Here is a 21,905-nt window from a genome sequence, read left to right as displayed (position 1 = left end):
CCGTCCATGTCGCTACTTCCAGTCACCGATCATGAACGGTACGTAATCAGACCTACCGCTGGCGGACCGGATGAAACACGTCACCTCGGGTGGATCTCGCCGGCCGGGGTGGCGCGACGAGGGGTGCTCACCGGTGGGAAAAGGGGTGCCATGCCGGCGGTCCGGCCGGGGTAGGGCTGTGACTGTGCTGGTGGTTCGTTCGCGTTCCTCCCCGGGCGCCCGTCGGTGGTGTCCGCCCGTGCGGGCGCGGAACGTGACCCGTAAAGTGACTTCCTAGTAACATCCCTCCGAATCTCATTCGGTCTCTGGAGTAAGGTGCTGCTTATGGATCTGAATGGAGTTTCCGCCGTCGTCTCCGGCGGGGCCAGCGGCCTCGGCGAGGCCACCGCCCGGGCGCTGGCCGCCAAGGGCGCCAAGGTCGTCGTCGCCGACCTGAACGAGGACAAGGGCAAGGCCCTGGCCGACGAGCTCGGCGGGGTGTTCGTCAAGACGGACGTCTCCGACGAGGCGCAGGTGCAGGCCGCCGTCCAGGCCGCGGTCGACAGCGGCGCCCCGCTGCGGGTCGTCGTCAACAGCGCCGGGATCGGCTGGGCGAGCCGCACCGTCAACCGGGACGGTTCGCCGCACGACCTGGCCTCCTTCCAGAAGGTCATCCAGGTCAACCTGATCGGCACGTTCAACCTGATGCGGATCGGCGCCGCCGCGATCTCCAAGACCGAGCCCGCCGACGCCGACAACCTGCGCGGGGTCGTCATCAACACCGCCTCGGTCGCTGCCCTTGAGGGCCAGACCGGCCAGGTCGCCTACTCCGCCTCCAAGGGCGGCATCGTCGGCATGACCCTGCCGGCCGCCCGCGACCTCGCCGCGATCGGCGTCCGGGTCAACACCATCTGCCCGGGCATCATCGACACCCCCATCTACGGTGAGGGCGAGGCCGCCGAGGCGTTCAAGGCCAAGCTGGCCGCGCCGGTGCCCTTCCCCAAGCGGATGGGCAAGGCGTCGGAGTTCGCCCACCTGGCGCTGGCCCTGATCGAGAACGACTACATGAACGGCGAGACCGTCCGCTTCGACGGCGGCATCCGCTTCCAGCCCAAGTGAGGTAGCAGTGTCGGACGAAGTCCTCGTCGAGGTCGACGGCGCGGTCGCCGTCATCACCATCAACCGGCCGAAGGCCAAGAACGCCGTCAACGGCGCCGTCGCGGAGGGCATCGCCAAGGCGCTCGACGAGTTCGACGAGCGCAAGGACGTCTCGGTGATCGTCATCACCGGGGCGGGCGGGACGTTCTGCGCGGGCATGGACCTCAAGGGGTTCCTGACCGGCGAGAACCCGATGTCCGGCGGTCGCGGCTTCGGCGGCATCGCCGAGAAGCCCCCGACCAAGCCGATCATCGCCGCGGTCGAGGGCTACGCGCTGGCCGGCGGCTGCGAGATCGCCCTGTCCTGCGACATGATCGTCGCCTCGTCCGAGGCCAAGTTCGGCGTTCCCGAGGTCAAGCGTGGTCTCGTCGCGGCGGCGGGCGGCCTGTTCCGCCTGCCGCAGCGCATCCCGTTCCACATCGCCATGGAGATCGTCCTCACCGGCGATCACTACGGCACGGCGCGGATGGCCGAGCTCGGCCTGGTGAACAGGGTGACCGAACCCGGCCAGGCGCTGGCCGTGGCGCGGGAACTGGCGCTCAAGATCGCCGAGAACGCGCCGCTGGCGCTGGCCGCGTCCAAGCGGGTCATCGTCGAGTCGGCCGACTGGCCGGCGGCCGAGTCGTTCGCCCGGCAGGGCGAGATCGTCAACCCGATCTTCGGCTCCAAGGACGCCGCCGAGGGCGCCACGGCCTTCGCCGAGAAGCGCAAGCCCAACTGGTCGGGCGAGTAACCGTCCCGCGCGAAAGGACGCCCGGACCGCTCATGGTCCGGGCGTCCTTTCGTTCCGGCCGATACCCCGGGTCAACCGGTGGAACGGATGACGGTGCGAGGCCTTGCGTCCGTCATCTTCGTGAGCATCGTGCGGGTGGAGCGCAGGTACACGTCGCGCGGCAGGAAGCGGACCCGGCGGGGCAGCCGCGGGTAGACCAGCGCGATGGCGTTCATCAGCAGCCTGAACCGGCGGGCGCGGCCCCGGCTCCACGCCCAGCCGTACTGCTCGCGGATCGGTGCGGGCATCAGGCCCGCCGTGAGCAGCCTGATCAGCGCCAGGCCGGGGGTGAGGAAGAACGGCAGTTTCGGGTACAGGACCTGGTCGGCGACGGCCCTGGACGCATCGCTGATCTCCAGCGAGTTGACCATCTTGGCGTAGTACTCGCGGAAGGCGGGGTAGTCGGCGGGCAACTCGTCCTCGGGGCAGCCGAGGATCGTGGCGAAGATCTTGCTCTGCTGGTAGTACTCCTCCAGCTCGGCCTCGGTGAACGTGCGCTTGAAGACGTACTGGTACGTCTGCGCGGCGACCGCGAAGAGCGTGGCCGACACCCAGACCTGGAGTTGCGGGTCGTTGGCGTAGTACCCGGGGCCGGTCACCTGGTCGTGCATCCGGCGGACCAGCGCGCTGACCTGCTCGGCCTCCGAACGCCTGCCGCAGACCACCGTGTAGACCCAGCCCATCGTGTGCCGCAGCCGGCCCATCGGGTCGGCCGCGGTGTAGCTGTGGTCGTAGACCCCCTGGCCCACCTGGGGGTGGGCGGTCTGGAGCAGCGACGCGGCACCGCCGGAGGCGATGAGGATGCCTTCACTCGCCACGACACGGATCAGATCGCCGTCCTTGAATATTCCCTCGCTCATGCGACCAGTGTAAGTAAGTACTTGCATCGGGACCAGAGTGCATACCCGACATATGGGTAACGTCACTGGTAGCGACATCCCTCCGAGGCGGACACGGCCGGGCGGGGGGACACGTGGAGATGGCGGCGCCGGCGGACGGGATGGACCTGTCCCAGCTGTACGCGGTACTGCTGTACGGCGGTCTGGTGCTGCTGTGCAGCATCGCGGCGGCCCGCACCGCCGCCCGGATCGGGCTGCCCGGCCTGCTGCTCTTCCTGGCGCTCGGCGTCCTGCTCGGCGAGGACTTCCTCGGGGTCGACTTCGACGACGCGCAGCTCGCGCAGACGCTGGGCGTCACGGCGCTCGCGGTGATCCTGGTCGAGGGCGGGCTGGGCACCCGGTGGTCCGACCTGCGCCGGGTGGCCGCCCCGGCGGCACTGCTCGCCACCCTCGGGGTGGTGGTCAGCGTGCTCGTCACCGCGGCCGGCGCCCACCTGCTGCTCGGCATGGAGTGGCGGGTGGCGCTGCTGCTCGGCGCGATCGTCGCGCCCACCGACGCCGCGGCCGTCTTCGCCGTGCTGCGGACCCTGCCGCTGCCCCGCCGGGTCGCCGGGCTGCTGGAGGCCGAGTCAGGGTGCAACGACGCCCCGGCGGTGATCCTCGTCCTGGTGTTCAGCGCCGGCGGCGACCTGTCCTCCCCGGCCGGGATCGGCCTGCACGTGCTCTACCAGCTCGGGCTCGGCGCGCTGGTCGGGCTGGCGGTCAGCCGGATCGGGGTGGCCGCGCTGCGCTACGTGGCGCTGCCCGCCAGCGGGCTCTACCCGCTGGCCACCCTCGGGCTGGGGGTCATCGCCTTCGCCGCGGCGGGCGCCGCCGGCGGGAGCGGCTTCATCGCCGCCTACCTGGCCGGGATCGTGCTGGGCAACGCGGTGCTGCCGCACCGCGCCGCGAGCCTGTCCTTCGCCGAGGGTGCCGGATGGCTGGCCCACATCGGGCTGTTCGTCATGCTCGGCCTGCTGGTCGATCCCGGCGAGATGGGGCGTGCGGTACTGCCCGCCCTGGCCGTCGGCCTCGTCCTGCTGCTCGTCGCCCGGCCCCTCTCGGTGGTCGCCTGCCTGCCCCCGTTCCGCGTCCGGTGGCGGGAGCAGGCGTTCATCTCCTGGGCCGGGCTGCGCGGTGCGGTGCCGATCGTGCTGGCGACCTTTCCGGTGGTGGCCGGGGTGGCCGGCAGCCGGGAACTGCTGAACATCGTCTTCGTGCTCGTGGCGATCTTCACCCTGGTGCAGGGGCCCAGCCTGCCGTTCATGGCCCGGCTGCTCGGTGTCGCCCCGTCCGACCAGACCCGCGAGGTGCGGGTCGAGTCCGCTCCCCTGGACGTGCTCGGCGCCGAACTGCTCACCCTGGAGGTGCCGCCCGGCTCCCGGCTGAGCGGGGTGGAGATCTTCGAGCTGCGGCTGCCGGCCCCGGCCGCGGTCAACCTGATCATCCGGGACGGCATCGTCCTCGTTCCCGAGCCGGCCACCTACCTGCGCGAGGGGGACGAACTGCTCATCGTCACCACCAGCGCCACCCGGGAAGCGGCCGAGTGCCGGCTGCGCGCGGTCGGCCGGGCCGGGCGGCTGGCGCACTGGCACGGGGAACGGGGGGAGGAGGGGCCGCAGTACGCCACCGCTCCCTGACGAGGAGGCAGCATGGAGATCACCCACAGCACCATTCCCGGCACCGGAACCGTGCACCACGGCCGCACCCGGCACGGGGAGCAGGTCGGGGTCGTCGCCGAGGAGTCGGGCCGGCGCACGCTGCTGGTCTACGACGCCGACGACCCCGACACCCCGGCCCACCGTGTCGTCCTGGAGAGCGACGAGGCCGACCTGCTCGCCGAACTGCTGCAGAGCCGGTCCGTCGCGGACCGGCTCACCGAGATCGAGCGCCGGCTGGCCGAACTCGGCCTGGGGTGACACCCTCGGTGGAGAGCACCGGCCGGGACGGTGGAAAATCCGGCGACAGGAACCTGATCAAGCAGGGATAATTGGCCATATGTCTGGCTTGCTGCGCGTCCGCGGCTCGATCGCCATCCCGGTGACCGAGCTGCGCTGGCGTTTCTCCCGGTCGTCCGGGCCGGGCGGCCAGCACGTCAACACCAGCGACAGCGCGGCCGAGCTCAGCTTCGACCTCGCCGGTTCGCCGTCGATCCCCGAATCGCTCCGGCCGAGAATGCTCGACCGGCTGGCCGGACGGCTGGTCGACGGGGTGCTCACCGTCCGGGCGTCCGAGCGGCGCTCCCAGTGGCAGAACCGGCAGGCCGCCCAGGCCCGGCTGGCCGCGCTGCTGCACGACGCCGCCGCCCCCGTCCCCAAGCCGCGCCGCCCCACCCGCCCCAGCCGCGCCATGCGCGAGCGCCGCCTGGAGAACAAACGCCGCCGCGCCGAACTCAAACGCGACCGCTCGACCCGCTACGACTGACCGCCCGTGGGCGGGGTGTTCCAGTCCGCGGAGCGGACGGCGCGCAGGGCGTCCCGGCGGGTGTCGCCGGACAGGAAGTCGATGTAGACGCCGCCGTTCAGGTGGGAGGTCTCGTGCTGCAGGCAGCGGGCGAAGTAGCCGGTCCCCTCGACCTGGACCGGCCGGCCCTCGATGTCGACGCCCGTCACGGCGGCGTGCGCGTGGCGGGGCGTGGGGAAGTGCAGGCCGGGCAGCGAGAGGCAGCCCTCCTCGTCGACCTCGGTGCCACCGTCCTCGACCACCAGCACCGGGTTGACCACATGCCCCACATGCCGCGTGCCCTGGGCGTCCTTGCAGTCGTAGACGAAGACCCGGAGCGCCACCCCGATCTGGTTCGCGGCCAGGCCGACACCGTCCGCGGCGTACATGGAGGCGAACATGTCGTCCACCAGCCGGGCGAGATCGGCGTCGAAGGAACGCACCGGATCGCACTCGGTGCGCAACACCGGGTCGCCCAGTTTCCGGATCGCCCGTACGGTCCCGCGAGCCTTCATGAGAAAGCAACCTACCCAAACACGTGCCGGAGCGGTCGAACACGAGCGCGGCGCCCCGGCCCGCACGGACCGGGGCGCCACGAGGTGCGCTAGCTGGGGTCGATCGGCTTGGGCGCGGGTGCCGGTGCGGGCGCCAGGGCCGGGGGCGCCGCCAGCGGCTCGGGGCTGACCCGGGCCTGCGCCGGGATCTGCGGAGCCGGCTCGACCGGGACCGGCTCGGACTCGGGCTCCTTGACCAGCGGTGTTGCCGGGATGGGGGCCGGAGCGGAGACGGGCTTGGGCGGGGCCGGCGGAGCCGGTGCGGGCGCCGGCGCGGGGGCCACGGCGGCGGGCGCCGGCGCGGGCTTCGGCGCGGGCTTGGGTGCCGGCTGCTTGCGCGGCGAGGGCTTGATCGCGTCCTCGACCATCTTCTCCAGCGGCCCCGCGGCGTCCTCGGCCTTGAGCAGCGAGTTCAGCGTCTGGCTGATCTCGGTCAGCCGCTGCAGCGCCTGGGTGTGGTTGCGGGTGAGCTGGTTGAGCCGCTGCGTCGCCCCGTCGTTGATCACGCTGGCGCGGCGCTCGGCCTGGGTGAGGGTCCGCTCGGCCTCCAGGCGGGCGCTGGTGACTGTCTGCTCGGCCTCCTGCTTGGCGGCCGACAGGACGCTCTCGGACTCCTTCTTGGCGGAGGTCATGATCTGCTCGGCCTTGCTACGGGCGGTGGCGAGGTCCTTGTCGGCGTTGCCGCGGGCCTCGTCGATGATCCGCTGGGACTCGCTCTCGGCCGCCTTGCGGATCTGGGTGCCCTTGTCCTCGGCTTCGGCCAACTTGTCCTTGGCTTCGTCCTCGGCGAGGTTGATGATCTGACGGAGGCGGTCGCTCAGGTCGTCGCCGGTGGGCTTGCGGGCCTCACGGACCTCGGCCATCTCGCGGCGGGTCCGCTCGACATCGTCCAGGGCACGGTTGAGCCGGGCCTCGAGGTCGCGGATCTGGTTCTGGCTACGGGCGATGGCCTCTTCGACCTGGCGGCGGTTGTAGCCGCGCATGACGATTTCGAACTGCTCATCGCGGAGGAGGTTCGGCAGGATCTCGGCTTCGTTGCTCATGTGCCTAAGGGGGGTCGAGGGTGACGTCAGGATGACTCTTGTCCCGTCGGCCCCATCCGCGCAACCCGAATGCCGGTTCTCGCGGTGTTTTCTTTCGCCGGATCGGCGCCCGCCCCGAACTGGGAACTCCGGACCCGGCCGCGTGGCGATTTCGGAACACCCGGCACCATATGCGGATGAGCTATGTGGGTGCGCTGGGACCGGACGAGCCGACGATCCACCCCGAGGCGTGGGTGGCGCCGGGCGCCGTGGTCGTCGGCAAGGTGACGCTGGGCCGGGCCGCGAGCGTCTGGTACGGGTCGGTGCTCCGCGCCGACGACGAGCGGATCGTGGTCGGTGAAGAATGCAACATCCAGGATCTGAGCTGCCTGCACTCCGATCCGGGCGAGCCGGCGATCCTCGAGGATGGGGTCAGCCTCGGCCACAAGGCCATGGTGCACGGCGCGCACATCGAGGCGGGCTCGCTGGTCGGGATCGGCGCGATCGTGCTGACCGGGGCCCGGGTGGGCTCCGGCACGCTGATCGCCGCGGGCGCCCTGGTGGGGCCGGGCAAGCAGATCCCCTCGGGGGTTCTGGTCGCGGGAGTCCCGGGCAAGATCATCCGAGAATTGACCGACGAGGACCGGATGATCTTCGAGAAGACGAGCGAGGCCTATGTCCAGCGAGCCGAGTGGCACCGCGCCGCCCGCTGGCTCACTCGGCCCGACTAATCGGAATTCATCGCCATTGCGGGCGGTGCTGGGGTCGCCGATCCACTTACGATGAACCCTGTGGTGTGGGGACCGGGTTATGTCGGCGCACCGCCGCCCAACCAGCCCATGGGGCAGGATGATCCCTTCACGGCGGCGGAGCGCGACACACAGGCGATGGTGTCGGCAGGCTGGTGGCAGGCGGCTCCGCCGCAACAGCGCCAGCACGCGATCGCGGGGCGCGTACTCGTCCTGCCCGACGGCACGTGGTGGCTGTACGGGGCGTGGGCCCGCTGGTACCGCTGGCACGGCTCCGACGGGCAGTGGTACCTCTGCCCGCCCCCCCGGGCCACCGCCACCCGGCAGGCGGCCCGCCCCGCCCAGCAGGCCGGCCAGCTGCCCGCCCTGCCACCGCACGTGGTGCCCGCCGGCCCCGACTTCTCCTTCAAGCCCCCGATGGCGCTGCCGTTCGTCGGGCACGGCTTCGCGCCCGACCTGACCGCCCGCATCAAGGCCACCGTCGAGTCGGCCGCCGCGCTGCCCGCCACCGACTACCCGCACTGGTGGACGCTGTTCTCCTCCACCACCCCGAGCACCGTCGCGGTCGCCTGGGGCGTCATGCTCTGGTGCGGCGCCGCCCCGGTGTTCGACTCCCGGCTGGACGAGCAGATGCTCGGCATCTGGTCCCCCTACCGGGCCAAGCCACTGCCCCCGATCGACGGCCCGCGCTGGCTGACGCCACCCCCGCTGGAGGCGCTGGTCGGGCTGTACGCCGAACGGCTGCGCGCGAACCGGGTGGACGCCGCCGTGGTGCTGCTGCGCACCATGTGGGCGGTGGCCGGCATCCTCCGCGACGACCCCCGCTTCCAGGCCCGGGCGGACGGGCTGCTCGCCATCCTCGGCGGCACCCTGAACAACCCCACCGTCGACTACGGGGCGCTGGCCTACGGCGACCAGGCGCTGGTCCAGCAGTGGCTGACCCGCTGCCCCCCGCACCTGGCCCCCGCGCTCCGCGACGAGAGCTCGCCGGGCGACAACCTCCGGCACGCCTTCTACGACCTGGCCCGGGCGATCGGCAAGGCGGCCGGCGACCCGGCCGACCCGGCCTACATCGAGCCCCGGCTGGTCGCGGCGTCGCTGCTGGCCGCCGACCTGGCGACCGTCCGCCAGGAGGTGGCGGGGCAGATCATCCCGTGGCTCGACCCCGAGGTCCGCTACACGGTGCAGGCCGTGCTCACCCAGCACGGCCACCCGCTGCGCCGGCTCTGGCCCGAGGACGCCCGGCTGCCCGATCTGCTGCGCGGCAGGCTCGGCGACGCCGGTGAGAAGCTGCTCGCCGCCGCCTACACCGCCGACCTGGCCTGGTGCCGGCTGGCCGGCGGCATGCCCGCCCGGCCGCGCGGCTTCCCAGTGCCCACCGCGATCCTCGCCGAACTCGTCGGCGCCGAACGGGCCAAGGCCGCCGCGGCGGCGAGCACGGTCACCCCGCCCCCGCAGGCCGTCCAGGGGCAGCCCGGGACGCCCCCCGCACCGGGCCCCGGCGGCTGGCCGGGCGCTCCGGGGGCCGCCCCGCAGCCCCCGTTCGGCGCTCCGGGCGCGGGCGGGCCGCCCGCCCCCTTCGCGAGTGCCCAGGGTGCGCCGCCCGCCGACCCGCCCGGCACCGACCGGCCGTTCGTGCAGGGCCCCGCCGGCGACGCGGCCGAGCAGGAGCAGGGCGAGGAGAACCACGCGGTCCCCTACACCGCGCTGGGTTTCCGCGCTCCGCAGGCCGCCGGACCCGCACTGGGCGGCGGTGCGGCAGCCCAGCAGCCGGGCTGGCCCGGCGCCCCGGGCGCCGGACAGGCGTGGCCCGGCGCGCAGCCCCCCGCACCAGGCGCCGGAAGCGGCCAGCCGTGGCCCGGAACGCCGGGCGCCGAGGCGGGACAACCGTGGCCCGGAGCCCCGGGCGGCGCACCGGCCCAGGGCGGGCCGGCCTGGCCCGGTGCCCAGTCGCCGATGCCGGGCGCCGGAGCCCCGGGGGAGGCGAGTCCAGCCTGGCCCGGAGCCCAGGGGGCACCGGGTGAGGCATGGCAGGCCGCGCAGTCCCCGATGCCCGGGGCCCAGAGTCCCGCCGGCGCGGAGACGCCCGGAGCCCAGGGGGCGCCAGGCGCCGAGGCGGGCCAGGCGTGGCCCGGGACCCCGGGTGCCGAGGCGGGCCAGGCGTGGCAGGCCGCGCAGTCGCCGATGCCGGGCGCCGGGGCCGGTCAGCCCTGGGCCGGGGCGGCGGGTGGGGAGGCGCCGCCCGGACCCGCCGCCGGGTGGCCGGGTGGCCAGGCCGGCGCGCAGACACCCGCGCCGGGCGGCGAAGCGGCGCCGGGCGGTGGCCAGCAGTTCGTGCAGCCCGCCGACGCCGAGGACGAGCAGCCCGAGGAGAACCACGCGGTCCCCTACACCGCCCTGGGCTTCCAGGCCCCGCCGGTCGGCGGGCCCGCCAGACCCGGGCCGAACCAGCCCGGCGACGCCCAGTGGAACGCGCAGCCCGGCATCCCCGGGCCGGCCCCCCACGGCGGCGCCGAGCACTGGTCACCCCCGCACGGCGCCGACCAGGCCGCGCCACCCGGCGCCCGCGGGGCGGCCCCGCAGGGCGCGGAGTCCTGGCAGCCCCCCTACGGCGGCGGCCAGGGCGTTCCAGGGGAGGAGGGCCCACAGGGCGCGGAGCACTGGTCTCCTCCCTACGGCTCCGGTCAGGGTGCTCCGGCGGAGAGCTCGCAGGGTGCGGAACACGGGTCTCCCGCCTACGGTGCCGGCCAGGGCGCTCCGGCGCAGGGCGCGGAACACGGGTCTCCTGCCTACGGTGCCGGCCAGGGCGCCGGGCGGCCCGGCCAGAACGATCTCGAAGGCACCAGGGTCGACGGGGGCGTGCGCGGACCCGTTCCGCCGGGCCCGCCGGTGCCGCCCCGGACGGCGGTGCTGCGCGAGGACGACGGGCAGGAGGGCGCCGGTGCGGCGCCTCCGCCGGGCACTCGCATCATGTCCGAGACGATGGTCGGCGACTTCGGCTTCCTGGACGAGACGCCGGCGCCCGCCCGGCCGGTGCACGAGATCGAGCCGCCGCCCGCGCAGGTGTCCAGGCAGGTCACCGAGCGGTTCGGTATCGGTTTCGTCTCCGGCGATGAGGATGTGGCCGACCTGCTCGACGGTCTGGCCGGCGCGGCCGCGGTGGAGCCGCCGGCGAGCCCGGACGCGACCCGGGTGGACGGCTCGGCCGGCGCCCCGAACGTGCTGCTGGTCGGCAGCCCGCACACCGGGCAGCGCCGGCTGGCCCGGATGATCGCGCTGACCCTGGCCGACACCGGGCTGGGCGACGGGTCCATCCGCATCGTCACCGCAGACGACGTGCGCGACGACCCGCGGCTGTCGGCGGCGCTGGAGCGGCCCGCCCCGGTCACCCTGTTCGAGGGGCTGGACGCGGCGGTCCTGGGGGCGGCCGACCCGGCGGCGGTGGCCGAGCACACCCGCCGGAGCAGGGCTCGTGCGGTGCTCACCGCGATGATCGCGACCTGCGAGCCCCGCGCGTTCAAGCGGCTGTCCGAGGAGCACCCCCGGCTGGTGGAGTCGTTCCGGGTCTACCGGCTGCCCGACCTGACCCGGCTGGACCGGCGGATGACCCTGCTGCACGTGCTGGCCGACGAGCGCCGGGTCACGATCGGTTCGGGTGCGCTGGAGGCCGCCGAGGCCGATCTGGACCGGCTGCGCGGCCCGGGCGGGCTGGTCAACGCCCGCCTGGTGGAGACCTACCTCGAACAGGCGGTCCAGCGGCATGTCTCCCGGTCCGGTGTCTCCCGCGACCGGCCGGCGCTGGCGGCCGAGGACTTCGCCGGCGTGGCCGAGTCGATCGAGCCCGCGCTGCGCCCGCCCGGCGACATCGACGGTTACCTGCGCCAGCTGGACGGCCTGCTCGGCCTGGAGGAGGTCAAGCGGACCGTCGGGGATCTGGTCGAGGACGCGCGGTCGGCCGCCGAGCGGGTCCGGCACGGCGTCTCGTCCGGCTCCGGGCGGCACCTGATCTTCCTTGGCCCGCCCGGGACCGGCAAGGCCACGGTGGCCGGGCTGCTGGGCGGGATCTACGCGGCGCTGGGCCTGCTGACCTCCGGCCATGTGGTGGCCTGCCGCCCGGTGCACCTGGCCGGCCGGGACGCCCTCGACACCGAGAACCGCGTCACCGGCATGGTCGATCAGGCCATGGGCGGGGTGCTGCTGATCCAGGAGGCGTACCGGCTGGACCGGTCGCCGGAGGTGGTCGCGGAGCTGCTGCGGTTGATGGGTGAGCGGCGCGAGGGCTTCATGGTGGTGTGCACCAGCCCGGCGGCCGAGATGGACGGTTTCCTGGGCGCCAGCCCCGCCTTCTGCGCGGAGTTCGGCTCCGTCGTCGAGTTCCCGGGGTTGGGCGACCGGCAGCTCGTCCAGTTGTTCCAGCGGTACGCCGAGCGCGACCTGTACCTGCTGGAGGAGGAGCTGCGGGTGGAGTTGCTGGCCAGGTTCGGCCGGATGCGCGATTCGCCGGGTTTCGCGCACGCCCGCACGGTGCGCCAGATCTTCGAGGGGACCGTCGCCCGGCAGGCCGCCCGGCTCTCCGGGGCGGACGTCAGCGCTGCCACCGTGGCCCGGCTCAGCGTTCGTGACCTGCCCGAATCCACTATGGAGCAGATCCTCGGCGGACTACACCGCAACGGCTGACCCCCTTCGTCCGGAGGGCACGCCTATGACCCGAAATCTGGGGAAGTACCCCTCCGAGGGGTGGCCATCGAATGGCCCTCTTGGGTCATGTGCCGCGCGGTATGCGGCGCGTAACCTCTTGGCAAGTGTGGGGAACGATCGGAGGTGGACGCGGTGCGCCAGCAGAGTCTCGACCTGCGCGTCCACGATCGTGTCGCGCTGGATGAGATCGAGCTCTACTCCGAGATGCTCAGCGCGGTGGCCTCGGCCGACCAGCCGTTGACGCTCGCGGAGATCGACATGGTGCTCGGGGTCAATCACGTGACCGGTCGTCGCGAGTCGACGCCACCAGAATGACGCTCACCCGGGCGGCGGGGCGGGTCCCATCCGCGGACGTGCCCCGCTTCCCGTGCCTCCGAGCGTGCCGCCGGGGTCAGCCGGCGATCTCGTAACCCGCCTCGTCGATGGCGGCGCGCAGGGCCGCGTCGTCGAGCCCGTTTCCCTGGACGGTGACCAGCTTGGTGCCGATGTCCACGGTGACGTCGGTCACTCCGGGGACCTGGCGGACCTCGCCGCCGATGGCGGAGACGCAGTGCCCGCAGCTGATCCCGGGCACGCTGTAACGAACTTCACTCATTTCCCGTCTTTCCCTCTGTAAGCGGTTGCGACCCACCATATACCCCCAAAGGGTATATGGCTCCACCGAGGGGAGGCCCGAAACCGGTGCCACGCAGCCCGCCCGGAGGATACGGAGCCCCGCGCCCGGGCGGTGGGCCGTCCGTCAATCATGACGGTGTGCTGCCCCTGAGCTGGGGCAAGCATGGAGGTGAGAGGATGATTGCGGCTGATCGACGCGGGGGCGAAGGTTCTTTTTCCGACCGGTTGCGCCTAACATCCAACGCGGATTGTTCCGGCATTTCAGGAGTACGACGTGCGCTTGCGTCTCACGCCTCGTGAAGACAGCTTCTACGACATGTTCGCGGACTCCGCGAACAACCTGGTGATCGGTGCCAGGCTGCTCGTCGAGCTCATCAGCGATGACGCCGATCGGCCCGCGATCGCGGAGAAGATGCGTGCCTGCGAGCACGCGGGTGACGAGTTCACCCATGCGATCATGCATCGGCTGAACGAGACGTTCATCACCCCGTTCGACCGCGGTGACATCTACCGACTCGCCGGGATGATCGACGACGTGATGGACGCCATGGAGGAGGCGGCCGATCTCGTCGTGCTCTACCAGATCGAGCAGTTCCCCAAGGACGTCGTCCAGATGGTGGAGGTGCTCGAACGCGCCGCCGAGCTGACCGCCGAGGCCATGCCCCGGCTGCGGTCCATGCGCGAGCTCAACGAGTACTGGATCGAGATCAACCGGCTGGAGAACCAGGCCGACCGGGTGTACCGCAGGTTGCTGGCGCACCTGTTCAGCGGCGAGTACGAGGCGCTGACGGTGATGAAGCTCAAGGAGGTCATCGACCGGCTGGAAGAGGCGGCCGACGCCTTCGAGCACGTGGCCAACACCATCGAGACCATCGCGGTCAAGGAGTCATGAGCACGCCGGGCGGAGCGAGGGTGCTGGCCAAACCGGGCGGGGAGGGGACTCCGTCACTGAGCGAGCAGGCCACCCGGCGGGTTCCGGCCAAGGCCTGGCTGGCGCTGCTGATCGGCGTCCTGGCGGTCACCGGGGCGTCGCTCGTCGGGTTGCGGACCGGCTGGGAGACGGCGGTCCTCGTCCTGGTGGTGCTGATCGCCCTGGGGTTCGACTACACCAACGGCTTCCACGACGCGGCCAACGCGATCGCCACCTCGGTCTCCACCCGGGCGCTGACTCCGCGGGCGGCGCTGGTGATGGCCGCGCTGATGAACCTGCTGGGCGCGCTGCTGGGCGTCCAGGTCGCCAAGACGGTCAGCGAGGTGATCACCCCGCCCGCGGGGCTGCACGGGCTGACGGTGGTGGCCGCGGGGGTGCTGGGCGCGATCACCTGGAACCTGATCACCTGGTACTTCGGCCTGCCGTCCTCGTCCTCGCACGCCCTGATCGGCGGCGTGGTCGGCGCCGGCCTGGCCTCGGCGTCGTCGGTGAGCTGGTCGACGGTGCTCGACAAGGTGGCCATCCCGATGATCGTGTCGCCGGTGGTCGGCTTCCTGCTGGCGTACCTGGTGATGGTCGCGATCCTGTGGATCTTCCGCCGGTCGAACCCGCGGCGGGTGGGGCGCCGGTTCCGGATCGCGCAGTCGCTGTCGGCGGCGTCGATGGCGCTGGGGCACGGCCTGCAGGACGCGCAGAAGACCATGGGCATCATCGTGCTCGCGCTGGTCACCACCGGGCACTCGGACGGCCAGTCCGTGCCGCTGTGGGTGATCCTGTCGTGTGCCGGGGTGCTGTCGGCGGGCACCTACGCCGGCGGCTGGCGCATCATGCGCACGCTGGGCCGGAAGGTGATCGAACTCGACCCGCCCAAGGGCTTCGCGGCCGAGTCCACCGCGTCGATCGTGCTCTACTCGGCCGCCTATATATGGCACGCTCCAATCTCCACCACGCACACGATCACTTCGGCGATCATGGGTGCGGGGGCGACCCAGCGGCTGTCCGCGGTGCGCTGGGGAGTGGCCGGAAACATCGTGCTGGCCTGGGTGCTCACCATGCCGATGGCCGGTCTGGTGGCGGCCGTGGTGTACGCGGTGGTGCACTTCTTCGGCGCCTGACGTTCGCCAAGTAGTGGTCTGACCGAAATGTGATGGCCGTCCGGGGTGTCCCGGACGGCCATCGTTGTTTCGCGGCAACCGGGGATCAGCCGAAGCGGCCGGTGATGTAGTCCTCGGTGGCCTTCTCGGTCGGGTTGGTGAAGATCTTGCTGGTCTCGTCCATCTCGATGAGCTTGCCCGGCTTGCCCGTCCCGGCGATGTTGAAGAACGCCGTGCGGTCGCTCACCCGGGCGGCCTGCTGCATGTTGTGGGTGACGATGACGATCGTGTACTGGCTCTTGAGCTCGGCCACCAGGTCCTCGACGGCCAGCGTCGAGATCGGGTCGAGCGCGGAGCACGGCTCGTCCATCAACAGCACCTGCGGCTCCACCGCGATCGCCCGGGCGATGCACAGCCGCTGCTGCTGCCCGCCGGACAGGCCGGCGCCGGGCCGGCTCAGCCGGTCCTTGACCTCGTTCCAGAGGTTGGCGCCGCGCAGCGACCGCTCGACCACCTCGTCCAGCTTGCCCTTGCCGCGCACCCCGTTGAGCTTGAGCCCGGCCGCCACGTTGTCGTAGATCGACATGGTGGGGAACGGGTTGGGGCGCTGGAAGACCATGCCGATGACGCGGCGGACCGCCACCGGGTCGACGCTGCTGCCGTACAGGTCCTCGGTGTCGAGCATCACCTTGCCCTCGACCCGGGCGCCGTCGATGACCTCGTGCATCCGGTTGAGGGTGCGCAGGAAGGTCGACTTGCCGCAGCCCGACGGGCCGATGAACGCGGTGACCGAGCGCGGCTCGATCGTCATCGAGATGTCCTCGATGGCATGGACCTGCCCGTAGTAGGCGTGGAGGCCGGAGACCTCGATCCGCTTGGCCATGAGTTCGATACTCCTATCGGGAAGCGATCTTGCGCCGGCGGGTGATCATCCGGGCGGCCAGGTTGAGCAGCATGATGATGGCGATCAGGGTCAGCGCCCCGGTCCAGGCCCGGTCGATGGCGTTGGTGTTGGGGTCGCTGGCCTGGTCCCAGATGAACGTCGGCAGCGCGCCCTGCGGGCCCTCGAACGGGTTGTTGTTGATCGCCTTGGTGACGAAGATCGTCAGCAGCAGCGGGGCGGTCTCACCCATCACCCGGGCCACCGCCAGCATGACGCCGGTGACGATGCCGGTGAACGCGGTGGGCAGGACGACGAAGCAGACCGTCCGCCAGCGCGGCACGCCCAGCGCGTACGACGCCTCGCGCAGGTCGTTCGGCACCAGCTTGAGCATCTCCTCGGTGGCCCGCACCACCGTGGGCAGCATCAGGATCGTCAGCGCCAGCGAGCCGGCGAAGCCGGAGAAGGAGAAGCCGAAGGTCAGCAGCCACAGCGCGAGGATGAACAGGCCCGCGACGATGGACGGGATGCCCGTCATGACGTCGACGAAGAAGCTGATCACCCGGGCCAGCCGCTTGTCGCGGCCGTACTCGACCAGGTAGATGGCAGTGAGGATGGCGAGCGGCACCGCGATCACCGTGCTGATCGCGACCTGCTCCAGCGTGCCGATGATCGCGTGGTAGGCGCCGCCGCCCGCGTCCCGGCCGGCGACCCCGTTCATGGACTTGGTGAAGAAGGTCATGTCCAGCCGGGCGACGCCCCGGGTGATGACCATCCACAGCACCGACACCAGCGGGATCATGGCGATCACGAAGGCCAGGTAGACCAGGCCCTGGACGACCTTGTCCTTGATCTTGCGGCCGGGGGAGATGGAACCGAGCAGCGAAGGCGCGGGCCCGGGGGCGGTCTTGGCGCTCACACGAACTCCTTGCGACGGGCGACGATCGCCCGCGCGCCCATGTTGACGATGAGGGTGATCAGGAAGAGCACGAGACCCGAGGCGATCAGCGCGCCGCGGCCGGTCTCGCTGGCCTCGGCGAAGCTGTTGGCGATGTTCCCGGCGATGGTGTTGCCGCCGTCCTTGAGGACGTGGATGCTGATCCCCGCGGCGGTCGAGAGCACCATCGCGACCGCGATGGTCTCGCCCAGCGCCCGGCCCAGGCCGAGCATGGAGGCGCTGATCATGCCGGACCGGCCGAACGGCAGCACCGCCATCCTGATCATCTCCCAGCGGGTCGCGCCCAGCGCCAGCGCCGCCTCGATGTTGGCGGTGGGCACCTGGGCGAACACCTCCCGGCTGATCGAGGAGATGATCGGCAGGATCATGATCGCGAGCACCACCGAGGCGGTGAAGATCGACCGGCCGCCCACGCTGTCACCGCCGAACAGCGGGATCCAGCCGAAGTAGTCGTTGAGGAAGACGGCGACGTCGTCCATCTTCGTGACCAGGAAGGTCAGCCCCCACAGGCCGTAGACGATGCTGGGCACCGCGGCGAGCAGGTCGACGATGTAGCCGAGCCCGCTGGCCAGCCGCTTGGGCGCGTAGTAGGTGATGAACAGGGCGATCCCGATCGCCACCGGAGTGGCCATGATCAGCGCCAGGAACGACGAGATCACGGTGCCGAACGCCAGCTGCGCGATGCCGAACGTCGGCGGGGCGGCGTTGGGGTTCCACTCCTGGTCGGTGACGAAGTTGGCCTCGTTGGCCTGGAGTGCGGGGATCGCCTTCCAGATCAGGAACACCGCGATGGCCGCCATGATGGCGAGCAGCAGGACGCCCGAGCCGAGGGCCCCATTGGCGAAGATCTTGTCACCGGCCCGGCCGGTGCTCATGCGGCGCTGGGCGGCGCCGGCGGATGTGGCGGCGACGGAGGACTCGACGCCGGTGTCGCTGGTCACAGGGGTGCCTCCTTGCTTCCTCGGCGAGACGACTGGCCCGGAATCCAGACCGGCCCCGCCGCCGATCTCTTCGGCGGCGGGGCGGTCGGCGGGCTCGTGTTCGGTCAGGACAGAGCCTTCACCGAGGCCTGGACCTTGGTGAGCACGTCACCGGGGATCGGCGCGTACCCGAGGTCGGTGAGCACCTTCTGACCGTCAGCGCTGGAGGTGTAGGTCAGGAAGGACTTGACGAAGGCCGCCTGCTCGGCCGGGAGGCCCTTCTCGCAGACGATCTCGTAGGTCACCAGGACGATCGGGTAGGCACCCGGGCTCTTGGTGGCGTAGTCGATCTTCAGGGCCAGGTCGTTGCCGGTACCCGTGATCTGGGCGCCCGTCAGGGCCTTGGAGGCGCTGTCGGGGGACAGGGCCACGTACTCGCCCGCGCCGTTCTGGACCTTGGCGGTCTGCAGCTTGTTGTTGGTGGCGTAGGAGAGCTCGACGTAGGAGATCGAGTTCTCGGTCTGCTTCACCACGGTGCTGACACCGTCGGACTTGTTGGCGCCCTGGCCGCCGGGGGCCTCCCACTTCTTGGAGGGCTCCCAGGTCCACACGTCACCGGCGGTCGCCTGGAGGAACTTGGTGAAGTTCTCGGTGGTGCCCGACTCGTCGCCGCGGTGGACGGTCTTGATGTCGGCGTCCGGCAGGGTGACGGCCGAGTTCTCCGCCTTGATCTCGGCGGCGTTCCACTTCTTGATCTTGCCCGCGAAGATGCCCGCGAGGGTCTTCGGCGAGAGCTGGATGCCGTCGGCGCCCTTCACGTTGTAGATGACGGCGACCGGGCCGACGACCATCGGCAGGTTCAGCGCGTTGTTGCCGCCGCAGCGCTGCTTGGCCGGGCCGACCTCGTCGTCCTTGAGTGCCGAGTCCGAGCCGGCGAAGGCGACCTGGTTCTGGGTGAACGCCTGGATGCCGGCGCCCGAGCCACTCGGGTTGTAGTTGAGCTGGGCGCCCGCACAGGCCTGCGCGTAGAGCTTGGTCCACTCCTCGATCGCGTTCTTCTGCGCGCTGGAGCCGGCGGCGTTCACCGTGCCCTTGGCGCAGTCGATCTTGGCAGTGGGGGCGTTGGACGCACCGGGGGCCGTGTTGTCGTCGGACCCGCAGGCGGACAGCGTCAGTGCTGCCGCGACGACCACGCCGCCCAGGGCGGCCAGCCGAGAGCCGTTCTTCACCGGGGATACTCCTCTTAGTCGTAGAGCGGTGGATCCCCGCGTGTTAGTCAAGGGGTTGGGGCCACCGACGCGTTGACGCTAAGCAGGGGAGGTGACCAGGCACCCTGGTCTAGGTGAACACAGGGTGAACTGGGCCGGGCGTAGCTGGGAAAAATGCCTCGCCTGGGAATGGCCGTAAGGTTAACAGCCCAGGTGCCGGTACATCGTGTCCACGGCGTGGCGGGCAAAACCCAGTGATTCGTACAGGTTTACGGCCGCTCGGTTGGATTCATCCACGTACAGCATTACCTGCCGCTGCCCGGCCGCGCGGAGATGGTGCAGCCCGATCAGGGTCAGCGCGCGGCCCAGCCCCAGGCCCTGCGCCGCCGGGTCGACGCCCACCACGTACACCTCCCCGACACCGCCGGGGTGGACCTTCGTCCAGTGGAACCCGAGCAGCCGGCCGTCCCGCTCGGCGAGGAAGAACCCGGCGGGGTCGAACCACGGCTCGGCCTCCCGGTTGCGCACGTCGTCGAGCGTCCAGGCGCCCTGCTCGGGGTGGTCGGCGAACGCCCGCCGGTTGACCTCCAGCCAGCGCTCCTCGTCCCGGCCCGGCTCGAACGCGCGGACGGCCACCCCCGGGGCGAGCTCGAACGGCGGCAGCGGGTCGGCGGCCGGCCGGCGCAGCTGCAGCAGCACCCGGCTCCGTTCCAGCCCGAGCCGTTCCGCCAGCGCCGTGGCCCCCGGCAGGTCGCCGTGCGCCCACACCTGCACGCCGGGCTCGCGGTCCAGCAGGGCGCGCAGCAGCGCCGTACCGTGCCCCTGCCGGCGGTGTTCCGGATGGACGACCAGCTCGCCCGCCCCGCCGCCCAGGTGCGCGTACCCGGCGAGCGCGCCGCCGGCGGTGCGCAGGGTCAGCCCCAGCCCGTCGCCGCCGTGCCGCAGGAAGAGCAGCGACTGCTCGGACAGGGGGGCCACGCCGTCGTGCCGCCGTGCGGCCTCGACCAGCGCGGACACCTCGTCGTGCGGGGGGTTCGCGTGTGCCTCGATCATGATCACCAGCCTAACCCCGGCGCATACGACGGAATCTGGACGAACGAACCGCCTGTATGCCGTCATCTCCCGACAAAGCCCTGTCCACCTTTGCTCCCTAGGGTGCGGATGAGATGCCACCTCCGGCGACAAGGATCATGATGAGAAGACGTATCACCGCGGTCTGCGCGGCGACCGCGCTGGCGCTCGCCAGCGGTACCGCGGTGGCCGGTCCCGCCGCGGCCAAGCCGGGCCGGCCGGACGACACCGTGCCCGTGCGGCTGCTGTCGCTCAACGACTTCCACGGCCACCTGGAGCCCCCCACCGGCTCCTCGGGTCGCATGGTCGACGAGCACGGCGCGACCGTCGACGCGGGCGGCGCCGCCTACGCCGCGGCCTGGCTGAACCGGATGACCGACCGCAACACGCTGAAAGTCGCGCAGGGCGACCTGATCGGCGCCACCCCGCTGGTCTCGGCGGCGTACCACGACGAGCCGACCGTGGAGTTCCTCAACAAGGTGGGCGTGACCGCCTCGGCGGTGGGCAACCACGAGTTCGACGAGGGCTACGCCGAACTGCTGCGCATCATCAAGGGCGGCTGCCACCCGGTGGACGGCTGCTCGCCCGCCGGCCAGTGGAAGGGCGCCGACTTCACCTACCTGGGCGCCAACGTGCTCCTCAAGGACGCGAAGAAGCTGCCCCCAGTGCCGGGCATGGAGGCGCTGAACGGCATCTCCCGCAAGAAGCTGGCCAAGGAACTGGCCCGGTACGGCATCCCGGCCCTGCCGCCGATCACCGTCCGCAAGATCAACGGGGTGCGGGTCGGCTTCATCGGCGCGGTCACCGAGACCACCCCCAACATCGTGACGGCCGAGGGCATCAAGGACCTCACCTTCACCGACGAGGTCAAGGCCGCCAACTTCGGCTCCTACCTGCTGAAGCTGCTGAACGTCGAGGCCCAGGTGATGCTGGTGCACGAGGGCGACCAGCCCGCGGGCACCCAGTCACCGGACGCCTGCAACACCGTCCCGGGCCTGGGCACCGAGATCGCCACCAAGGTCGACCCCGAGATCGACATGGTCCTGGCGGGCCACTCCCACCAGGCGTACCTGTGCACGGTGAAGGACCCCAAGGGCGGTGACCGCCTCTACAGCCAGGGCGGCTCGTTCGGCCGGGTGATCACCCAGGTGGACTTCAAGGTGGACCGCCGGTCGGGTGACATCGTCCGTTCCACGGTCCAGGCGAACAACCAGATCGTCACCCGGGACATCGCGCCCGACCCGGCGATCAGCACGTTCGTGCAGACCTGGAAGGACCGGGTCGCCACGGTGGCGAACCGGAAGATCGGCGACATCACCGCCGACCTGTCGCGGGCCGCGGCCCCCAGCGGCGAGAGCCCGCTCGGCAACCTGATCGCCGACGCCCAGCTCGCCGCCACCAAGGCCGGCGGCGGCGCGCAGATCGCGCTGATGAACCCCGGCGGCGTCCGGGCCGACCTCACCTACGCGCAGAGCGGTTCGGAGGGGAACGGCGTCGTCACCTACGGGGAGGCGTTCACCGTCCAGCCGTTCAACAACCTGATGCAGGTGGTGACGCTCACCGGAGCCCAGCTGGACGCGCTGCTGGAGCAGCAGTGGCAGCCCACGGCGACCCGCATCCTGCAGCCGTCGGCGTCGCTGAGCTACACCATGAGCCCGGCGCAGCCGATCGGCTCGCGGGTCTCGGACATCAAGATCGACGGTGTGGCGATCAGTGACACGGCCACCTACCGGGTGGCGGCCAACAACTTCCTGGTCGGCGGGGGTGACGGCTTCTCGGTCTTCACCCAGGGCACGAACCTGTGGAGCGGGCCGCTCGACATCGACGCGTTCGTCGACTACCTGGGGGCGAACTCGCCGATCGCGCCGCCGGCGACGAACCGGATCACGGTCACCGGCTGACCTCCGGGCCCGCAGGGCAGGACCGAGCCGAGGGCGTCTCCTGGATCTCTCCGGGAGGCGTCCTCGGCCCGTTCC

The 21,905-nt window shown here is 71.5% G+C and carries 20 protein-coding genes; 11 read left to right on the top strand and 9 right to left on the bottom strand.

Annotated features, from left to right (window positions below):
* Nucleotides 1-324: 324 nt before the first annotated feature.
* Together DPM19_RS29745 and DPM19_RS29740 are read left to right on the top strand one after the other, a co-directional pair.
* Nucleotides 325-1,098: an SDR family oxidoreductase gene (locus DPM19_RS29745; RefSeq protein WP_111871394.1), complete on the top strand. Its 774-nt coding sequence runs from the start codon at nt 325-327 to the stop codon at nt 1,096-1,098.
* Nucleotides 1,099-1,105: 7 nt separating this feature from the next.
* Nucleotides 1,106-1,870, top strand: coding sequence for a crotonase/enoyl-CoA hydratase family protein (locus DPM19_RS29740; protein ID WP_111871393.1), 765 nt, complete (start codon nt 1,106-1,108; stop codon nt 1,868-1,870).
* Between the two features lie 71 nt (nt 1,871-1,941).
* Here the strand turns inward: DPM19_RS29740 and DPM19_RS29735 are convergent, their stop codons facing one another.
* A complete protein-coding gene (locus tag DPM19_RS29735; RefSeq protein WP_111871392.1) occupies nt 1,942-2,769 on the bottom strand; it encodes an oxygenase MpaB family protein in 828 nt (275 codons plus the stop codon).
* Between the two features lie 119 nt (nt 2,770-2,888).
* Here DPM19_RS29735 and DPM19_RS29730 point away from each other — a divergent pair, with 119 nt between their 5' ends.
* From DPM19_RS29730 to arfB, 3 genes are all read left to right on the top strand, one after another.
* Nucleotides 2,889-4,427 carry a potassium/proton antiporter gene (locus tag DPM19_RS29730; protein WP_233510924.1) on the top strand — a complete coding sequence of 513 codons (1,539 nt, stop codon included), beginning with the start codon at nt 2,889-2,891 and terminating at the stop codon, nt 4,425-4,427.
* Nucleotides 4,428-4,439: 12 nt separating this feature from the next.
* The gene (locus DPM19_RS29725; protein WP_111871391.1) at nt 4,440-4,706 is read left to right on the top strand and encodes a hypothetical protein; all 267 of its coding nucleotides are present in this window, start codon (nt 4,440-4,442) and stop codon (nt 4,704-4,706) included.
* 79 nt (nt 4,707-4,785) lie between these two features.
* A complete protein-coding gene (gene arfB / locus DPM19_RS29720) occupies nt 4,786-5,211 on the top strand; it encodes an alternative ribosome rescue aminoacyl-tRNA hydrolase ArfB (protein ID WP_111871390.1) in 426 nt (141 codons plus the stop codon).
* Here the strand turns inward: arfB and def are convergent.
* The gene (gene def, locus DPM19_RS29715) at nt 5,202-5,744 is read right to left on the bottom strand and encodes a peptide deformylase (protein ID WP_111871389.1); all 543 of its coding nucleotides are present in this window, start codon (nt 5,742-5,744) and stop codon (nt 5,202-5,204) included. The two genes, arfB and def, sit on opposite strands and share 10 nt — an antisense overlap.
* Before the next feature lie 89 nt (nt 5,745-5,833).
* The gene (locus DPM19_RS29710) at nt 5,834-6,826 is read right to left on the bottom strand and encodes a coiled-coil domain-containing protein (RefSeq protein WP_111871388.1); all 993 of its coding nucleotides are present in this window, start codon (nt 6,824-6,826) and stop codon (nt 5,834-5,836) included.
* Nucleotides 6,827-7,002: 176 nt separating this feature from the next.
* On the opposite strand from DPM19_RS29710, the gene DPM19_RS29705 reads away from it, so the two are divergent.
* The 3 genes from DPM19_RS29705 (at nt 7,003) to DPM19_RS29695 (ending at nt 12,567) form a co-directional block, all read left to right on the top strand.
* Entirely contained in the window at nt 7,003-7,536 is a 534-nt protein-coding gene (locus DPM19_RS29705; protein WP_267900923.1) for a gamma carbonic anhydrase family protein, read from the top strand.
* Between the two features lie 60 nt (nt 7,537-7,596).
* On the top strand, nt 7,597-12,231 hold the full coding sequence (locus DPM19_RS29700) for an AAA family ATPase (protein WP_146779043.1): 4,635 nt from the start codon (nt 7,597-7,599) through the stop codon (nt 12,229-12,231).
* A 144-nt stretch (nt 12,232-12,375) separates the two neighbouring features.
* A complete protein-coding gene (locus DPM19_RS29695; protein WP_325050303.1) occupies nt 12,376-12,567 on the top strand; it encodes a hypothetical protein in 192 nt (63 codons plus the stop codon).
* Nucleotides 12,568-12,643: 76 nt separating this feature from the next.
* On the opposite strand, the gene DPM19_RS29690 is transcribed toward DPM19_RS29695, so the two are convergent.
* Nucleotides 12,644-12,847, bottom strand: coding sequence for a heavy-metal-associated domain-containing protein (locus tag DPM19_RS29690; RefSeq protein ID WP_111871384.1), 204 nt, complete (start codon nt 12,845-12,847; stop codon nt 12,644-12,646).
* A gap of 294 nt (nt 12,848-13,141) precedes the next feature.
* Between DPM19_RS29690 and DPM19_RS29685 the strand changes: the two genes are divergently transcribed.
* Both DPM19_RS29685 and DPM19_RS29680 read left to right on the top strand, forming a co-directional pair.
* Nucleotides 13,142-13,759, top strand: a complete 618-nt coding sequence (locus tag DPM19_RS29685; protein ID WP_111871382.1) for a DUF47 domain-containing protein — start codon at nt 13,142-13,144, stop codon at nt 13,757-13,759.
* Nucleotides 13,756-14,913, top strand: a complete 1,158-nt coding sequence (locus tag DPM19_RS29680; RefSeq protein WP_111871381.1) for an inorganic phosphate transporter — start codon at nt 13,756-13,758, stop codon at nt 14,911-14,913. The genes DPM19_RS29685 and DPM19_RS29680 overlap by 4 nt, the downstream gene beginning before the upstream one ends.
* Before the next feature lie 85 nt (nt 14,914-14,998).
* Here the strand turns inward: DPM19_RS29680 and pstB are convergent, their stop codons facing one another.
* From pstB to mshD, 5 genes are all read right to left on the bottom strand, one after another.
* The gene (gene pstB, locus DPM19_RS29675; protein WP_111871379.1) at nt 14,999-15,775 is read right to left on the bottom strand and encodes a phosphate ABC transporter ATP-binding protein PstB; all 777 of its coding nucleotides are present in this window, start codon (nt 15,773-15,775) and stop codon (nt 14,999-15,001) included.
* Nucleotides 15,776-15,788: 13 nt separating this feature from the next.
* On the bottom strand, nt 15,789-16,691 hold the full coding sequence (pstA, locus tag DPM19_RS29670) for a phosphate ABC transporter permease PstA (protein ID WP_111871378.1): 903 nt from the start codon (nt 16,689-16,691) through the stop codon (nt 15,789-15,791).
* The gene (gene pstC, locus DPM19_RS29665) at nt 16,688-17,671 is read right to left on the bottom strand and encodes a phosphate ABC transporter permease subunit PstC (RefSeq protein ID WP_233510922.1); all 984 of its coding nucleotides are present in this window, start codon (nt 17,669-17,671) and stop codon (nt 16,688-16,690) included. The genes pstA and pstC overlap by 4 nt, the downstream gene beginning before the upstream one ends.
* A gap of 104 nt (nt 17,672-17,775) precedes the next feature.
* Nucleotides 17,776-18,879: a phosphate ABC transporter substrate-binding protein PstS gene (gene pstS / locus DPM19_RS29660; protein ID WP_111871376.1), complete on the bottom strand. Its 1,104-nt coding sequence runs from the start codon at nt 18,877-18,879 to the stop codon at nt 17,776-17,778.
* 180 nt (nt 18,880-19,059) lie between these two features.
* Nucleotides 19,060-19,911 carry a mycothiol synthase gene (gene mshD / locus DPM19_RS29655; RefSeq protein WP_111871496.1) on the bottom strand — a complete coding sequence of 284 codons (852 nt, stop codon included), beginning with the start codon at nt 19,909-19,911 and terminating at the stop codon, nt 19,060-19,062.
* A gap of 140 nt (nt 19,912-20,051) precedes the next feature.
* Here mshD and DPM19_RS29650 point away from each other — a divergent pair, with 140 nt between their 5' ends.
* The gene (locus DPM19_RS29650; RefSeq protein WP_233510920.1) at nt 20,052-21,830 is read left to right on the top strand and encodes a bifunctional metallophosphatase/5'-nucleotidase; all 1,779 of its coding nucleotides are present in this window, start codon (nt 20,052-20,054) and stop codon (nt 21,828-21,830) included.
* Nucleotides 21,831-21,905: the final 75 nt, after the last annotated feature.

Origin of the sequence: Actinomadura craniellae, assembly GCF_003289645.1 — a bacterium.
Classification (GTDB): Bacteria; Actinomycetota; Actinomycetes; order Streptosporangiales; family Streptosporangiaceae; genus Actinomadura_D; species Actinomadura_D craniellae.
The sequence above is the reverse complement of the archived record's forward strand: the minus strand, read 5'-3'. Positions and strand labels throughout refer to the sequence as shown.

Excerpts from the sequence above, each read along its gene's own strand:
- DPM19_RS29745 (WP_111871394.1), top strand. The coding sequence starts at position 325 with ATGGATCTGAATGGAGTTTCCGCCGTCGTCTCCGGCGGGGCCAGCGGC.
- DPM19_RS29735 (WP_111871392.1), bottom strand. The coding sequence starts at position 2,769 with ATGAGCGAGGGAATATTCAAGGACGGCGATCTGATCCGTGTCGTGGCG.
- DPM19_RS29730 (WP_233510924.1), top strand. The coding sequence starts at position 2,889 with ATGGCGGCGCCGGCGGACGGGATGGACCTGTCCCAGCTGTACGCGGTA.
- DPM19_RS29725 (WP_111871391.1), top strand. The coding sequence starts at position 4,440 with ATGGAGATCACCCACAGCACCATTCCCGGCACCGGAACCGTGCACCAC.
- arfB (WP_111871390.1), top strand. The coding sequence starts at position 4,786 with ATGTCTGGCTTGCTGCGCGTCCGCGGCTCGATCGCCATCCCGGTGACC.
- def (WP_111871389.1), bottom strand. The coding sequence starts at position 5,744 with ATGAAGGCTCGCGGGACCGTACGGGCGATCCGGAAACTGGGCGACCCG.
- DPM19_RS29710 (WP_111871388.1), bottom strand. The coding sequence starts at position 6,826 with ATGAGCAACGAAGCCGAGATCCTGCCGAACCTCCTCCGCGATGAGCAG.
- DPM19_RS29705 (WP_267900923.1), top strand. The coding sequence starts at position 7,003 with ATGAGCTATGTGGGTGCGCTGGGACCGGACGAGCCGACGATCCACCCC.
- DPM19_RS29690 (WP_111871384.1), bottom strand. The coding sequence starts at position 12,847 with ATGAGTGAAGTTCGTTACAGCGTGCCCGGGATCAGCTGCGGGCACTGC.
- DPM19_RS29680 (WP_111871381.1), top strand. The coding sequence starts at position 13,756 with ATGAGCACGCCGGGCGGAGCGAGGGTGCTGGCCAAACCGGGCGGGGAG.
- pstB (WP_111871379.1), bottom strand. The coding sequence starts at position 15,775 with ATGGCCAAGCGGATCGAGGTCTCCGGCCTCCACGCCTACTACGGGCAG.
- mshD (WP_111871496.1), bottom strand. The coding sequence starts at position 19,911 with ATGATCGAGGCACACGCGAACCCCCCGCACGACGAGGTGTCCGCGCTG.
- DPM19_RS29650 (WP_233510920.1), top strand. The coding sequence starts at position 20,052 with ATGAGAAGACGTATCACCGCGGTCTGCGCGGCGACCGCGCTGGCGCTC.